The 17548-nt window shown below is 32.8% G+C and carries 11 protein-coding genes; 5 read left to right on the top strand and 6 right to left on the bottom strand.

Going from position 1 to position 17548, the window contains the following annotated elements; translation table 11 throughout:
- Positions 1 to 8 precede the first annotated feature (8 nt).
- Positions 9 to 683 (bottom strand): tRNA (guanosine(46)-N7)-methyltransferase TrmB, encoded by a 675-nt coding sequence (gene trmB, locus NNH57_RS14930; RefSeq protein WP_074407046.1) that lies wholly within the window; start codon positions 681 to 683, stop codon positions 9 to 11.
- Between the two features lie 326 nt (positions 684 to 1009).
- Here trmB and NNH57_RS14925 point away from each other — a divergent pair, with 326 nt between their 5' ends.
- On the top strand, positions 1010 to 2065 hold the full coding sequence (locus NNH57_RS14925; protein WP_074407047.1) for a glycosyltransferase: 1056 nt from the start codon (positions 1010 to 1012) through the stop codon (positions 2063 to 2065).
- Here NNH57_RS14925 and NNH57_RS14920 read toward each other — a convergent pair.
- The 5 genes from NNH57_RS14920 to chrA form a co-directional block, all read right to left on the bottom strand.
- Complete coding sequence (locus NNH57_RS14920) at positions 2003 to 3082, bottom strand: sensor histidine kinase (RefSeq protein ID WP_074407048.1); 1080 nt, start codon at positions 3080 to 3082, stop codon at positions 2003 to 2005. The genes NNH57_RS14925 and NNH57_RS14920 overlap by 63 nt on opposite strands.
- On the bottom strand, positions 3082 to 3765 hold the full coding sequence (locus NNH57_RS14915) for a response regulator transcription factor (RefSeq protein ID WP_034239607.1): 684 nt from the start codon (positions 3763 to 3765) through the stop codon (positions 3082 to 3084). Before NNH57_RS14915 ends, NNH57_RS14920 begins: the two co-directional genes overlap by 1 nt.
- Positions 3766 to 3993: 228 nt before the next feature.
- Complete coding sequence (locus NNH57_RS14910) at positions 3994 to 6381, bottom strand: inorganic phosphate transporter (protein WP_074407049.1); 2388 nt, start codon at positions 6379 to 6381, stop codon at positions 3994 to 3996.
- 77 nt (positions 6382 to 6458) lie between these two features.
- The gene (locus tag NNH57_RS14905; protein WP_074407050.1) at positions 6459 to 7658 is read right to left on the bottom strand and encodes a porin; all 1200 of its coding nucleotides are present in this window, start codon (positions 7656 to 7658) and stop codon (positions 6459 to 6461) included.
- A 282-nt stretch (positions 7659 to 7940) separates the two neighbouring features.
- A complete protein-coding gene (gene chrA / locus NNH57_RS14900; protein WP_074407051.1) occupies positions 7941 to 9071 on the bottom strand; it encodes a chromate efflux transporter in 1131 nt (376 codons plus the stop codon).
- A 269-nt stretch (positions 9072 to 9340) separates the two neighbouring features.
- Here chrA and NNH57_RS14895 point away from each other — a divergent pair, with 269 nt between their 5' ends.
- From NNH57_RS14895 to NNH57_RS14880, 4 genes are all read left to right on the top strand, one after another.
- On the top strand, positions 9341 to 9700 hold the full coding sequence (locus NNH57_RS14895) for a toxin-antitoxin system YwqK family antitoxin (protein ID WP_074407052.1): 360 nt from the start codon (positions 9341 to 9343) through the stop codon (positions 9698 to 9700).
- Between the two features lie 383 nt (positions 9701 to 10083).
- A complete protein-coding gene (locus NNH57_RS14890) occupies positions 10084 to 12894 on the top strand; it encodes a TonB-dependent receptor (protein WP_074407053.1) in 2811 nt (936 codons plus the stop codon).
- 41 nt (positions 12895 to 12935) lie between these two features.
- Entirely contained in the window at positions 12936 to 14264 is a 1329-nt protein-coding gene (locus tag NNH57_RS14885; RefSeq protein WP_108809170.1) for a hypothetical protein, read from the top strand.
- A gap of 518 nt (positions 14265 to 14782) precedes the next feature.
- A complete protein-coding gene (locus NNH57_RS14880; protein WP_108809169.1) occupies positions 14783 to 17548 on the top strand; it encodes a TonB-dependent receptor in 2766 nt (921 codons plus the stop codon).

The following is a 17548-nucleotide window of genomic DNA, read 5'->3' as shown; positions in this document are numbered from 1 at the left end:
TGAGGTAATTACGTGATCCTAAACTGGATGTAAGTTATAGGTTTATTTTGTTGTAAATATTGTTTTTCATAAAAAGTTTGAATCTCAGTTACAACCTCTGGAGATCCTTCATTATGATATACATTATGATTAGAATAGAGTACATTATGTCCTTTACCATGCAGTAGTCCTAATGTGTATCCATGCATAAATTCGCTATCTGTTTTAAGGTGTACAATGCCATTTGGTTTTAGAATTTTTTTATAACGTTGTAAAAAATCATGATTGGTTAATCGATGTTTTGTACGTTTATATTTGATTTGTGGATCTGGGAAGGTAATCCATATTTCATCAATCTCTTGTTCTTCAAAAATATGATCGATTAATTCTATTTGAGTTCTTATAAACCCTACGTTAGACATCCCATTTTCTATTGCGGTTTTCGCTCCTCGCCAAAAACGTGCTCCTTTAATATCAATACCAATAAAATTTTTATCAGGATATTTTTCTGCAAGCCCCACGGTATACTCTCCTTTACCGCAACCTAACTCTAGAACGATTGGATTTTGGTTTTTGAAAAAATTATCATTCCATTTTCCTTTATATCCTAATGTATTATTGATTACATCCTCTCTAGTAGGTTCTACTACATTATGAAAGGTTTTGTTTTCGTTAAATCGTTTTAATTTATTCTTACTACCCACTGCTCCTCTTAATTTCTTTACTTACTTGTCTTTTAAATTCGATTTGTGTTACACCAACTCTTTTCTATATTGTCTTTTTCAATACGGTTGATGTAATTTTTTATATCTAATATCTGTATTATACCTCATTTTACTACGAGAAATACCTGTATTTGTTATCATTCAGATTCAATTAATAATCAATACACTCTTGTTTTTGAATATAAAATTTCACTTAAGATAATTTTTTGGTAAAATTAAGGAAATATATGCATAAGAAAATAGGATTACTTTTATTATTAAGAATCAAATTGATAGTTACTATAACAACTTAAATACTAGAACGTTTGAATAAAAAAGTACTTGTTGCTCCTCTTAATTGGGGACTAGGTCATGCAACCCGATGTATTCCTATTATCAATGCATTACTGGCAGAAGGTCTGGAGCCTGTTATTGCTTCTGATGGGGTTGCCTTATCGTTATTAAAGAAGGAGTTTCCTATGCTACTTACCAAAGAACTCCCTTCTTATAATATAGAGTATTCTAAAAAAGGGAGTAATTTCAAATTAAAGATGTTGTTAAACAGTCCTAAAATTGCTCATGCAATTAGTGCTGAAAAAAAAGCAATAAAAAAAATCATTGAAGAGGAAAATTTTTGTGGTATTATCTCTGATAACAGAATGGGAGTACGACATAAGAGTATTCCTTCGGTATTTATTACACATCAACTTACTGTATTAAGCGGAAAAACTACTTCTATAAGTACTAAACTACATAATAAGTATATTAAAAAATTTGATGTGTGTTGGGTTCCTGATATGGCAGATGATCCTAATCTTAGTGGTGAGTTAGGGCATCCTAAGAGAAACAATATTCCCGTGACTTATCTTGGGCCACTAAGTAGATTTGAATATCAAATTGTACCTAAAAAATACGATATTATGGTATTGCTTTCTGGGCCAGAACCACAACGTACTTTACTAGAACAAAAACTGTTTTATGAATTTGAACAAAGTGATAAGAGGATTGTATTTGTACGTGGACTTATTGAAGAAACCCAACAGACGTTTGTAAAAAATAATATTACTATTCATAATTATTTAACCGGAAAAGATCTGGAAGATACTATTAATAGTAGTAACCTGATTATTTCTAGATCTGGATATACAACAGTAATGGATCTTGCAAAACTGAAGAAAAAAGCTTTCTTTATCCCAACTCCCGGACAGTTTGAGCAAGAATATCTTGCAGAGCGTTTAACGGTTAATAAGTTAGTTCCTAGTTGTAACCAGAACGAGTTTACATTAACAAAACTAAGGGATTTAAATGCATACAGAGGGCTAAGTAGTTTTAGTACTGATATTGACTATAGGGAACTTTTTCACTTTTTCCATAGTAAATGAAAATTCACTTCCCACTCGATAATCGCTTTCTACATAAATGCGCTCATGATGTGCCTCGATAATGTGTTTTACAATAGCTAGCCCAAGACCGGACCCACCTTCTTTACGCGATCCACTTTTGTCTACGCGATAAAAACGCTCAAACAATCGTGGAATATGGGCTTGTGCAATTCCTTCACCATTATCTGTAATTCTAACAATGGTTTTATTTCGGATTAAATCTTCGATGCTTACTTCTGTAGTACCATCTTCTTTTCCGTATTTTATTGAGTTTACAATCAAATTAGAAAGTACTTGTTGTATGCGCTCTTTATCGGCATGTACAAGTACAGGTTCTTCATAATTCATATCAAACGTAAGAGCAATATTCTTTTTTGCAGCTTTCATTTCATATAAATCAAACACACTTTGTACTAATTCTACAATATCAAAATTGGTATAATTAAGATTAAGATCACCTACTTCAAGTTTGGTAATCATATCCAGATCATTTACAATATAAATCAAGCGTTCAACTCCTTTGTTTGCTCGATTTAAATATTTGTCAAGAATTTCGGGATCATCCATTGCTCCATCCAGGAGGGTAAGAATATATCCCTGAACAGTAAACAGGGGTGTTTTTAACTCATGAGAAACGTTACCCATAAATTCTTTACGATAGGCTTCTCTGATTTTTAGAGTTTCGATCTCTGTTTTTCTTTGTTGAGCAAACTTTTCAACTTCTTTAATAAGAGTTCTCATATCTGTAGTCACGGGGCCTTCTCCGATAGAATCTACTTCCAGCATTTCGATATCATCATAGATTTTTCGTACTCTACGATAAATAAATTTTTCTACTCTATATTGAATAATGAGAAAACAAATCAGATAACAAGTCACTATAAAACCAAATATAATAAATGGATTAAACAGTGATTGAATGTATAAAAAAACGCTCAATGCGAGCGTTAATAATATGGTTATATATAAAGAAGATAGATATGCAAATCTATACGACTTTTTAAAGTTTTCTGCCATTAAACTACAAACTTATATCCTACTCCTTTAATAGTTTTAAAACTATTATCGCCGATTTTCTCTCTTAATTTTCTAATGTGCACATCAATTGTACGACCGCCTACAATGACCTCATTACCCCAAACCTTATCAAGAATATCTTCTCGCTTAAAAACTTTGCCAGGCTTAGAGGCCAATAAAGATAGTAATTCGAATTCTTTTCTTGGTAATACAATTTCTTTTTTGTCTTTAACAATTTTGTATTCATCTCTGTTAATGACCAAATTTCCTATTTTAACAACATTGTCTGAAGACTCTTCTTCTTTAAGTCTTCTCAATAGGGCTTTTACTTTACTTACTAAAACTTTTGGACGAATGGGTTTTGTAATATAATCATCTGCACCGGCATCAAATCCGGCAACTTGAGAATAGTCTTCACCACGTGCTGTAAGGAAGGTAATGATTGTATTTTGTAAGTCTGGTAACTTTCTTATATGCTCACAGGCTTCTATACCATCCATCTCTGGCATCATTACATCTAGAATAATTAGATGTGGTTTTTTCTTTTTTGCAGCTTTTACAGCTTCAACACCATTTTCTGCAGTTATTACTGTATATCCTTCTGCAGTAAGGTTATACCCGACAATTTCTAAAATATCGGGTTCATCATCAACTAATAGTATCGAAATATCTTTTTTGTTCATTATAGTATAGCATTACATAACATTGGATAAATATACCACTTAATACGAAGTATACATATTTATATAGATTTGGTAACGATAAGCTAACATTAGTTGTGTGAGTAGATAACATTTGCTTAACGTGATGGTTTTTTGTGCCAAATTCGTATAGTGAAAGTTAAAAATAAAAAAGGCTAAACATCAATATATTTAGCCTTTTTTTGCAATTTTTATTAGTAGTTAGATCTACTATTTGTGTTCTCTATAGGTCTCTAACAAATTCATTGTTGCGGTAATAAGATCTTTGGTTTCTAATAGTAATCCAAAATACAAGGTGGTGTTTTTTGGACTATTTTCTTCAGTTCTCGTTCTGGCAACTTGTTTATCTATTTTTTGATTTACCTTATTAAAGAGTTCTTGTTTTTCATTAATAATGGTATCAATATGATCAAAATCTCTATCACTAAATGCTTTTTTGATTTGCCTGAACAACTCATTTAATTGTTCTTCGATTTCTTTTAAATCTTTAATCTGATTAAATCGAAGTTTTTTATGATTGTTGTTTACATGCTTGTGACTTGCTTTGGTGATATATTCTAAAGACTGAGACATATCTTGCAGATACCCTAAAATATTAATATAAAAATTACTGGCACCTACACTAGACTCATCCAGATTCTTGATAAAGTAGAAAATATTATCTCTTAGTTCTTCAACTTCTTCATCTAGTTTAGCAATTCCTTTTTTACTTTTCTTTAAGGCGATTAAATCATATTTCACAAGGCTTTCTATCGTGCTTGTGTAAATTTTATTTCCTCTATTTACAAAGGATTTGATATTATCTGCACTTTCTTCGATAACTCCTTGAACAGAGCTACTCTCAGAATTTTTAAGACTATCTTCTGCTTTCTCTGCTTTAACTCTCTTTCTATAATTAATGGTATTTCTTGCCAAAAGTAATACAGCAATAAGTAATAAGACTGCAACCATTATAGGGCCACCAAGATTAATCAAAAACGCTACTGTTGCAGCTGCAACGAATGCGCTTATAGCAGTAAAGAACCATCCGCCAATTACGTTAAGTACTCCTGCTACACGATATACTGCACTCTCTGTTCCCCACGCTCTATCTGCTAATGAGGTACCCATTGCTACCATAAAAGTAACATAGGTTGTAGAAAGTGGTAATCCCATAGAAGTTGCAATAGAAATTAAGACTCCGGCAACCATAAGGTTTACTGCAGCTCTTACCATATCAAATGCAGGCATTTCATAAGTCTTGTTCTTTGGTAAGTCTATAACAGGTTTAGAAAATCTGTTTTCTATAAACTCCATTGCAGGTTTTGGTGTAATTGCACCAAGTCCTTGAGATATCAAAACAGTACTTCTTACAACACCTCTTGATAGAAAATTTGGTTTAAAACGTTCTTTAGCTTCTCCTTCTCTAGAAAGGTTAATTTCGGTATCGGCAACATATCGAGCTTTTTTTGAAAACCATAATGTAAGTACCATTATTATTCCTGAACCAAATAGTAGTAAGGTAGGAGTGTCTACTTTTTTGGCTAAAACATCCATAGAAAACTCAGTAGCAGGAATACCAGAAGCTACCCAGGCTTCATAAGATTGCCAGCCCGCTATAGGTACACCAATAAAGTTTACCAAATCATTACCCGAAAAAGCTAATGCTAATCCAAATGTACCTACAATAATAATAAGCTTATAAATATTTACTTTAAAGAAATTAATAAGTATATATGATAATACTGACCACAATACAAAACCGGCAGCTACGATCTGAAACACATAGGTTTCTAAATATCCTCTTAAGGTCATTTTGATTGTTCCTGCATCACCATCTATCTTGAAAAGGTTTTTCTGAGCTTTTGCCAGTTCCTTTACATTTTCATACGTACTACCAAAATAATTATTAGCCCAATCTAATAGCCCTTCAGGACCGCCATTGTATAGAATATCAACTATAGCTTTGGCGTAATTGGTTCCTTTAATTCCTTTCATGAAAATGAAATACAATAATGCAGTTAATGCAATTCCTCCGAATAAAGCACCAACCCATTTAGCTTTCTTTTCAAAATTATAGGATAGTAATAAACGAGTTATAAATTGTACAATAGCACCTACCGAGAATGCTATCACTACCGAGAGCAAAATACCACTAATAATTTTTGTTGCTGTCTTGGTGTTAATGTAATTTCCTAAATCAGAAAAAGCTAACCCTTGATCTGCTCCAATTTTAATTAGTGCAATAGATACTGCTGCTCCCAAAAGATTAAATACAATAGATACCGTTGTCGAAGTTGGCATCCCCAGTGTATTAAAAAAGTCGAGAAGGAGAATGTCGGTAATCATAACTGCCATAAAAATGATCATGATTTCATCAAAATAGAATTCACCAGGATTAAAAATTCCTTTCCTTGCTACTTCCATTAATCCACTAGAGAAAACGGCTCCAGCTGCAATACCAATACTGGCAACAATCATTATTGTTCTAAAAGAAACTGCTTTAGAACCAATAGCAGAATTTAAGAAGTTAACAGCATCATTACTAACTCCCACAATAAGGTCGGCAACCGCTAATATTGCTAGCGCGACTACCATTAATAAATAAATATTATCCATACTTTTTGTTTAAGGTGCAAATATTATAATCAATTCTCAGCTTAATGTTACCAAACTGTTATGTATTAGCTTGTGATTTAGAAATGTATATCAAATTGTAATCTATACATTAACCCACTACCATTACCATCTTCAGTGGTATAACTTATATCGGATTGAACTTTTAAGTTATGACCAGCTACATATTTAGATACCCCAAGGGTATATTGTTCTTCAAGATTTTTTCCAACAATTGCATCATAATTAAGATTAGTATAGCGTCCTGCTATTTCCCAATTACTTTTAAACAAATATCCAGCTTGAAGATTTATCGCATTACCCACCTGAACTATATCTCCGGTTGGTGTCCCGTCTTCTTCTACTGCAATTGCTTCATCAGCTTCTCTATCGGCAAATTCTCCCATAAAAGAAAAGCCTTTATACTTAAACATAGCATCTACAAATATGGTAGAAATATTGGTTTCATAAAAACCAGTACCGGTTTGCATGTAAGACCCTTGATTACTTCTGTTTTTTACAGCATCTGCATTAAAGTCATAAGTTGCCGCCAGCATTAATTTGGGAGTTTGTTCTCTCTTAAGATCTCCTCCTTTATAATCTCCTTTACTTTTAAATTTCCCAAAAGGTAATAATTCTAATCTTCCTGTGTATTGATGGCCACCTAAATTCCCGCTGGTAATATTTCTTCCTTCTCCCTGGGAAATTGCAAAAGCTTCTCTAACGATAAATTTATCTGATAATTTAAAGTGATGTCTTAACTGTATTCCTAAATCACGGTCTATATTAAAACGACTATTTAACCTAGAACGATCTACTAATTGTAAGTTTGCTGAAGAAATAACACGTTCTACATTGCCTGGTAGTTTAGTTTGCCCCGCCCAAAGTGTAAAGTTTTTATAGAAATTCCACTTTATAACAGCATCTAGAATATAACGTGGAGCATTGCTAGTGAATTCTGAAGCTCCAGAAATATCTCTATTAGATACCCCCAATTCTATTTTATATTTAATTTTTGGACTATAAGCAAAACCGCTAAATTTTAAACGTGCTCTTCTTACGAGAAAATTGGTTTCTGGTTTACTATAATTATTATCGTTAATATCCCAACCGGTAGTAGAAAGTAATTGAAATCTGGTTGCAAATTTCATGCTCCATGAGCTGTCTTTGGCAACAACATTTAAGATTCCTTTTCCAAATTTAGTCTCAGTAGTTTCCTGAGCATTTACAAAACAAAGCGTAAATAGAACTAACGCTGTTAGTGTATTCTTTAATTTCATAATCGATACTAGTTTTTGTCGCTTGCAAAGAACTTGTATCTATGTTAAGTTAATGTTAACTTAATGTTTTATAATGATTATATTAAAATGTTTTTTTTGAGTATTTATGCAGAAATGAAAAAGGCTAACCGTTTTCGGTTAGCCCTGTATTTCAAAAATCTAAGTCGACAAAAACTAATATGATTTTTTGAAACTACAAATGTCGTCTTACGACTCGCCAAAAATATTTTATTTGGCGAGTTTTTATGTTACCAAAACTTTAAGCTATCGTTAAAAGTGGCACTATACAAGACTTAGCACGTATCCCAAAAGTGATCCTCCAAGTACAATCCACATAGGATTTACTTTCTTAAACCCAAAAATCATAATAACACCCACCAAAGCAATACTTATTGCTTTCCAGTCGATTAAGGTATCTAAAGACATTACAAACAATACCGATAACATGATAGCGACCGCCGCAATATTAACAGTATCAAGAAAATAGCTAAGTGTTTTGGATTTTCTCATTTTGGGCACTAATGGATTAAGAAGTAATACAAAAAGAAAAGAAGGGAGAAAGATTCCTAGTGTAGCCGCTATGGCTCCCCAAAATCCAGCTAATTGATAACCAATAAAGGTTGCAGTAGATAAAACAGGACCTGGTGTAAATTGACCAACTGCAATGGCATCTATCAATTCTGATCTGGTTAACCAGCCTTTTGTAACTAATTCTGCATCAAGATATGCAAACAAAACATAACCACTACCATATAATATAGCACCAACTTTAAAAAATGTCCAAAGAACTTTTATAGAAGAAAGTTTAATAAAAGTAAATGTAGAAATTTTAAATATGAAGAATGGGGCAATGGATTTAGGTGAGGTATTTAGTTTAGATTTAAAATAAAAATATAGTGTTCCAAAAAGCCCTGCACTTAACAATGCAATAACTTCATTTACTCCCAATAAGCTAATAATTAGTACTAAAATTCCTATTATACCTAGCTCCCAGTTTTTTAATGCTTTTTTTCCTAATTTTAGAATTGCCGATAAAATAATAGCAAGTACAGCGGGTTTGATACCAGAAATAAAAGGAGTTACTTCGGGTAACTGTCCATAAGAAGTATAAAACCAAGCCAACGCTCCTGTAATGACTACTGCAGGAAAAATAAAACAAGCTCCGGCAACAAATAGACCAGCAGTTCCGGCACGCTCATGACCACAATGCATGGTCATCTCGGTAGAATTGGGACCAGGAATTAAGTTGGTGGCTCCGATAAGATCCAGAAAATGTTGTTTGTCCATCCATTTCCTTTTATCAACTACTTCATTTTCCATCATGGCAATATGTGCTGCCGGACCACCAAAAGCAAAACAACCTAGCTTAAAAAAAACAATAGCAACCTCAATAAGTCTTTTCTTGTTATTCATTTAAATATAATAAATCTATGAAATGACACAGAATAATTTAACGTCATCAAAAGTATAAATATAATACTGTTCATGATGACAAAAGTGAGATAGGATTGATGATTTTGAACATTACAAAGGTTCAATTTTTAATGTATTAAATGAATGATAATAAGGTAATTATGGAATTAATGTTAATTTAATGTTACCGAAATGTTGTTTAAATGTAAAATAAATATTACTTTTATAATATAAGTCGACATCCCAAATAATCTAAAATATTTAAAATCATGAAAAAGATAATAGTAGCAATGGCCATTTTATTTTCTGCAACCGCAATGGCTCAGGATGTAAAGCCGACTTTTGAAAAGCAAGGAGATCAGATTAAAGGTACATTTTATTTTGAAGATGGAACAGTAAGACAACAAGGTTTCTATAATAAAGAAGGTAAGCTTCATGGAGAATGGAAATCGTATGATGCTACAGGAAAGAAAATTGCCATGGGGCAATATGATAATGGAGTAAAAACAGGGAAATGGTTTTTCTGGAATGCAGATAAGTTATCAGAAGTAAATTATAATAAAAATCAAATCGCTGATGTAACAACTTGGTCAGGTAAAGACAATGTGGTTGTGAATTATAAAAACTAGATTTTACTACAAAAAAATAAACAAAAAAGACTTCCATATTGGAAGTCTTTTTTGTTTTCCAAAACTCTCAAAAAAGAATGATATCCCTTCTATGATTTGATTTTTTAATCTAAGAAAGGTTTAATTTTTTTTTACATTACTAATTTGTTGTTTGTTTTCTTAACAATACAATGGATCTTTTTTAAGAAGATTTTTATCTGGGTTAATTTCTTATTTACAGTAGTTTATGTATAGATCTAACACTGGATTAATATTGAGAAAACATTCTATAAACAATGAGAGGTAACAATTTTCTAACATTAATATGACACATAATTAATTTTTGAATAACACACATTTAACACTGCCTGTCGTTCTTTGCCGGGAATTTCAGAACAAGTTAAATGAGAAAAATTGTTACACTTTTTGCGTTATTTTTTGTAGGAATACTCTTCGCGCAAGAAACCGGTTCGATTACCGGAACATTATTAGACAAGGAATCTAATAATCAGCCTTTACCTTTTGCTAATGTATTAATTAAAGGAACAACAAAAGGAACGACTACAGATTTTGATGGTTTATATACTATTGAAAATCTGGAGCCAGGGACATATGTACTAGAGTTTAGTTTTGTAGGGTATGAAACTTTAGACATTAAAGATGTAATCGTAAAGTCAAACGAAACCACTACAGTTAATACTGCAATGGCAGCAAGCGCGGCTGCATTAGATGAGGTTGTAATTAAAACTACGACCAAAAAGGAATCTGAAGCAGCTATTTTATTAGAACAAAAAAATGCGGTGACTATTCAGCAAAAGATAGGAGCGCAAGAACTTTCTAAAAAAGGAGTAAGTGATGTTGCTACAGGTTTAACTAAAGCAACTGGTATTTCTAGACAGAGTGATAAACTATATGTTCGTGGATTAGGAGATCGTTATAACAATGCTTATTTAAATGGACTACCTATTCCGTCATTAAACCCAAAGTTAAAACTTATTGATCTTGGGATTTTTCCGACCGATATAGTTGAGAATTTAGGGATTTATAAAACGTATGCTCCAGATATATATGGTGATTTTGCCGGAGCAAGTGTAAATATTGATACCAAAGACCGTCCCGGAAAAGGTTTTTTAGAAGTTGGTTTTAGTTCGGGAGTAAACTCTAATGCTGTTAGTAATGATTTTTTCTTACTTAATGGTGGGCAATATGATGAATGGGGATTAGACGATGGGTCACGAAGAGTTCCTGTTTTCTTAGACATTCCGAATTACAATTATAATAGTACAGAAATAGAGTACTACCCTTTTGATACTTCTTTTAATCCTGTAAAAAGATTTAATGCTCCCGATGGAGGTATGAGTATAACCGGTGGAAAAACCTTTACAGTTGCAGAAGATCAGAAATTAGATGTATTGGTTACCGCATCATTTGATCAAAACCATAGAACCGCTTTGGGAGGTAATCAGGCTGCTTTTAACTCTCAGGGAGAAAGTATTACTGGAATAGGAAATTTTAAGAATGTAGATCGATATGAGTATTTTACGAATACTACAGTATTAGGAAGTATTGGATACCGATGGAACAATAACAATAAGATTCTTGCTACTACATTATTTGTTAATGATACCGAAGATGAGCTTAGAGAGTTTACAGATGGTGTAAGTAGTGAAGATACAGATGTAGGTATTCGTTTAAGAAGAGGAACCTATGAGCAAAATAACCTGTTTACACAACAACTTACCGGAGAACATAGATTTAGCGAAAGAAAGTATCAGTTAAATTGGGGATTTGCATATAATAAAGCAAAGGGCTTAATACCCGACAGACGTCAATTGGTGTTTACAGAATTGCAAAATGGAAACCTTGTTTTAGGAAACCGTACAAGTCCGGATTTAGCAAACAACCAACGTTTTTATCAGGAATTGAATGAAAATGATTATTCTGGGAAGATTGATTTTGATATTAATTTTGGAAAGGATGAAGATGATAACTTTAAAAATGCACTTACGATTGGATTAGCAGGAAGATCAAAAGATAGAGATTTTGAATCTAATCAGTTAAACTACAACCTTAACAGTCTTGTAAATCAAAATGTAGATTTTAATAATCCGGATGCATTATTAAATGAAACTAATTTCCTTAATGGAGAATATATTGTTTTAGAAAACCTTAATCCGACAAGAATTTATGAGGCAGATTTATTAACCATTGCTGGGTATGCAAATTTGCAATATGCATTAACAGAAAAACTAACCTTCAATGGAGGTATTCGCGCAGAATTGTTTGAGCAAAATGTGTTTTATAGAGAACAACAAGACTTAGAAACGTCTCCTTTCAAAACACAAAAGATAGACGAAACTTTTATTCTCCCTAGTATAAGTTTGAAATATGAGTTAAACTCAACATCAAACCTTCGTTTTGCAGCTAGTAAAACGGTTACACTGCCAAAATTCACAGAAATAGCACCTTTCTTAGATGAAGATGTTACCGAAGCTACTCTGGGAAATACTATTCTTAATAATTCTGATAACTATAATGTAGATATCAAATGGGAACACTTTCCTGAGCAGACAGGTGAATTGGTAGCGGCTACATTATTTGGTAAATATATCGAAAACCCAATCGAAAAAGTATATGTAGCATCAGCTTCAAATGTAAACACATTTATCAATTCTGATAATGCTGTAATCTTTGGAGCAGAATTAGAATATAGAAAGAACCTGGGTAATCTTTTTAACACAGAAGAAACAATCTGGAACAACCTAAACTTTGGTGTTAATACTACAATAATGTATACAAAGGTAGAGATTGACCCAACCATTACCACATTTAATGGTTCTAATATTGCACCAACTAATGTAGAAAGACAATTACAAGGAGCTTCTCCTTTTCTGGTAAATGCAGATGTTGTATATGCCAAAGAATTTGGTAATCATAAAATTACTTCAACTTTAGATTTTAACATTTTCGGAGATAGAGTGTATTCTGCTGGTGGAAATGGAGTAGGAGATATTTTTGAAAAAGGATTTGGAGTACTAAACTTTAATTTCAAAGATGAGATCGGAAAGCATGTTGAAATAAGCCTTAAAGCTAAAAATTTATTAAACCCATCTATAGAACGATACCAGGATCAGGAAGACTTAGGTCAGGAGTTTACCACCTATAAATTTGATAACGGAATCAACTTTAGTCTTGGGGTTACTTTTAAACTTTAATTATAAACGGAAAACACAACTAAAATTAATCATTATATAAAATGAAAACTAAAAATTTACTTACGGGAATAGTAATCGGAACAGCAGTTTTATTTAGTGCTTGTACCATACAGGAAGATAATATCGGAGATATCACAATCAACCAGGGAGGTTCTGGTGGTGACACTTCTGGAACCAAAATATTAGAGGGCCAGATTACACAAAATGTTACATTAGAATCTAGTGAGGTATACGAGCTAAGAGGAGGTGTATCTGTAGTAGATGGAGTTACATTAACGATCGAAGCAGGTACAAAAATTATCGCAGGTGATGTAGGAGGAGTATTCTCATATTTAGCGATCGAGCAAGGAGCAAAAATTATCGCAGAAGGTACTGCAGCGCAACCTATCGTATTTACGTCTAATAAATCTACTCCTAATCCTGGAGATTGGGGAGGATTATTATTAGCAGGTAAAGCCCCTATCAACAGAGGTACTACAGCAACTACAGAAGTTGCAAATCTTACCTATGGAGGAACCGATCCGGCAGATAACTCAGGAATATTACGTTATGTACGTTTAGAATATACAGGAGGAAAAATTAATGACGATGCAGAATATAACGGACTTTCATTATACGGTGTTGGTAATGGAACTACTTTAGAATATATCCAGGCTTTTAATGGAAATGATGACGGAATAGAGTTTTTTGGCGGAACTGTAAACTTAAAGTATGCCATTGTAACTGGTGCTGGGGATGATTCTTTTGACTGGACAGATGGATGGATTGGAAATGGACAATTCTGGATCGCACAGCAAACTTCTGCAGCTGGAGATAAAGGAATCGAAGCAGATAATTTATCTTCTACGCCAGATGCAGCACCATTCTCTAATCCTACCTTATCTAATATCACGCTAATCGGTGCAGAAGATGGTGATGGAGAAAATAAAGGAATCGAATTTAGAGCAGGAACCAAAGTAACGATGTACAATGCTATTATCAAAGCTTTCCCAGGAAAAGGAATTGAAGTTGATGATGACCAAACATTGATCAACCTTAATAATAATGAAGTAATTGTTAGAAATTCTATTATCGATAATGCAAAGTCATTTGATTTAGATCATGGTGGTGCAACTGTTGATCTCGCAGATTTTGCAACCTTTAATAATTTTACTGTAGATGGTTCTGGTGCTCCTTTTAATAGTGCAGGTACTGCTATACCATCTGGTTTTGAAATTACTGGTTTTAGAGGAACTTATTCGTATACTACTGCGGTAGATGGTGTAGATAATTTTGATCCTTCTACACTAGGAGCATTTTTTGACGCTGCTAACTATGCAGGAGCATTACAAGAGAGTGATACCTGGACATCAGATTGGACTCGTCAATAATATAATATCCCATATTTAAGTATTTGAATTGTAGAAGCTTGGCTAATCGCCAAGCTTCTTTTTTTTAGTTTATTTCAGAATAGATTATTTGTAAATTATTAATAATCAAATTAAAAGATTAAAAGCATAAAGAAAACTTACGTTGTTATCTTATATTCTGTTACCGTATTTTATCTTATTGTTAAGGCAGATTCTATGAATTTATCTGGTTTAACATCTTCATAACAATTCTCTAATAATTTATAAAAAACAGATTTTGTATAATCGTCGATATTCGAGATTCAAAAAATGGTATAGCTAAATAGTTCTCGATTGATGTGGGTAAACCTTATAATTCAGTGGTTTATTAGTAATTTAATAGTATAGAATTTTAGGTGCAAAATCCCCTAAAAATCCTACAGATCTTACCTTTTTATTCATTTTTCCTACATCACAATCCCTTAAACTAACCATAATAGTGGGGTAAAGACAATTACTGTAAAACCGTATTTATTTGTATCAGATTTTGAAAATACATAATGAGAAAAACATTTACAGTACTGGCACTATTTTTTATAGGAGCTATTTTTGCACAAGAAACCGGGACTATTGCCGGAAAATTATTAGATAAAGAATCAAACAATCAACCTCTTCCTTTTGCTAATGTAATTGTAGGAGGTACTGCCAAAGGAGCGTCTACAGATTTTGATGGGTTATATGAGATTACAGGAGTTCCTGTAGGGACATATACGCTATTGTTTAGTTTTACAGGATATCAAACGGTAGAAATACCTAATGTAGTAGTAGAAGCAGATAAAGTAGCCGTGGTAGATGCTACTATGGGAGCTACAGCAGCAGCATTAGAAGAAGTTGTGATAAAAGTAGTTACCAATCGTGAACGCGAAGAAGCCCTTTTAATAGAGCAGAAAAATGCTGTTCAAATTGAACAAAAAATTGGTGCTGAAGAGCTTTCGCGAAAAGGAGTGAGCGATGCAACAGCTGCAGCTGCCAAAATATCAGGAGTAGCAAAACAAGAAGGTTCTAATAAAGTTTATGTTAGAGGACTTGGCGACAGATATAATAGTACAACCTTAAATAATCTTCCGTTACCATCAAACGATCCTAGATATAAAAATATTTCTTTAGACTTATTTCCTACAGATATTATACAAAATTTAGGGGTAAGTAAGGCCTTTTCTAATAACCAGAATGGAGATGTTGGAGGTGCGAATATAAATATTAACAGTAAGATTTTTGAAGGTAAAAGCGGTTTTAAAGTAAGTGTATCCAGCGGAGTAAATTCTCAAGCAGTAGAAAATAAAGACTTTAAAACAATAGATGGTGCTAATTGGATTGGAATAGCTGATCATACAGATCCAAAAATAACAGACTTAACAGTATATGCTTTTGATGATAACTTAGCACCAAATCAATCAGGAATTGTGCCCTTAAACCTTGGTGTTTCTTTAGATTGGGGAAAGAAATATAATTTTGGAGACGAAAGCTCGCTATCCATGTTCTTAGTAGGTTCTTTTAGTAATGGATATAACTATAAAGATGGTAGTTCAATAAACTTTAATAACGATGGTACTTTTGGAAGTAGTTATACAAGTGCCGAAGAATTTGACTACTCTAATACCAAGGTGGCAATGGGTAATTTTAAATATAAAATAAATTTATCCAATGATATATCTTACAATACCTTTTTGGTACACTCAAATAGTCAAAAAGTTCAGGATTATTTAGGAACAAAACCAGATGTTGCAGATACCGATGGCGAACTTGCACGAGTAGTACAGCAAACTCAGAATCAAAACCTATTGTATGTTAATCAACTTATTTCAAAACATGAAATAGGAAGATCTTTTGATATTGATTTGGGAGTGTCTTATAACTTGGTAAAGAATGATGAACCTAATAGAAAGAGAAATATTTTTATCATTAATACAGATGAGGATATAACTCGTTTGGCGTCTGGTACACCGAGAAATAATAGTCGTTATTATCATAATCTTAAGGAAGATGATCTTAATGCCAAAGCAACAATAACAAGGTATTTTGGAGGAAGAGCGAAGGATGAAAATAAAGGAAAAATAACTCTTGCATATAATTTTAGAAATACAACAAGGGATTTTGAAGCCATTTATTTTGATTATAATTTACCCAGTACCATAGTTATTGATCCTAATAATCTTGAAGCTACTTTAAATCAGGCAGCGCTAGATAATGATGTCTTTAGGTTTACAACCGGTTTTGGTTTTGGAGAAAATGCTCTTGACCCTTTTACATATAAGGCTAATAAGGCAACGAACATTGCTGCTTTAGGTGTAGATTATAAGTTTTCTGAAAAGTTTTACGCCAGTGTAGGAGGAAGATTTGAAGATATAAAAATGGAGGTAGAATGGTTTACCAATCTTACAAATTCTGATAGAGATAATGGAGGGCCATTAGATATAGATAAAACCTATTTTCTTCCTTCTCTTAACCTAAAATATAACATCAACGAAAAAAATATACTTCGTCTCTCAGCAAGTCAGACCTATACATATCCTCAATTTAAGGAAGTAGCACCATTTGTATATGAAGGGATTGATTATTTAGAATCTGGAAACCCAGAGTTAAAACCATCAGACAACTATAATATCGATTTAAAATGGGAAATATACCCACAAAGTGATGAGTTGATATCAGCCTCAGTATTTGGCAAACAGGTTAACGATGCAATCAACAGAATAGAACGAATATCTGCAGCCGACAGGAACTTCACATATGCTAATTTAGGAGACGCTACCATAGCAGGAATTGAAATTGAGGTTAAAAAGAACGTATATAAAAATGAAACAGATGATGATAAATCTCAAAAATTAAGTGTTGGAGGAAATGCAACATATATGTATACGAATTTAGAATTCAAAGACACAGATAAGCTTGAAGATCAGGGGATTCTTATTACCGGTAAAGACTCTGAATTAGAAGGAGCGGCACCGCTTTTAATCAATAGTGATATCACGTATAGAAGTGTTAATGACAAGAAAGAGTTTTTGGCAACCTTGGTATTTGCATATCAAACCGATAAAGTATTTAGTATTGGGTCAAACTTCAATAATAATATTGTTCAAAAAGCTGTAGCAAATCTCGACTTTATTATGGAACGAAAGTTTAATGATCAAATAGGAATTAAATTCAAAGCCACTAACCTCTTAAATCCCAAAATTGAACAAATAAGGGATGTGCCTCAAGAATTTGTTATGAGATCTTATCAAAGAGGAATAAATTTTTCACTAGGACTTAACTATAAATTTTAA

The sequence above is a fragment of the Aquimarina spinulae genome, assembly GCF_943373825.1.
Taxonomy (GTDB): domain Bacteria; phylum Bacteroidota; class Bacteroidia; order Flavobacteriales; family Flavobacteriaceae; genus Aquimarina; species Aquimarina spinulae.
This window is presented reverse-complemented; position numbering and strand designations above follow the sequence as displayed.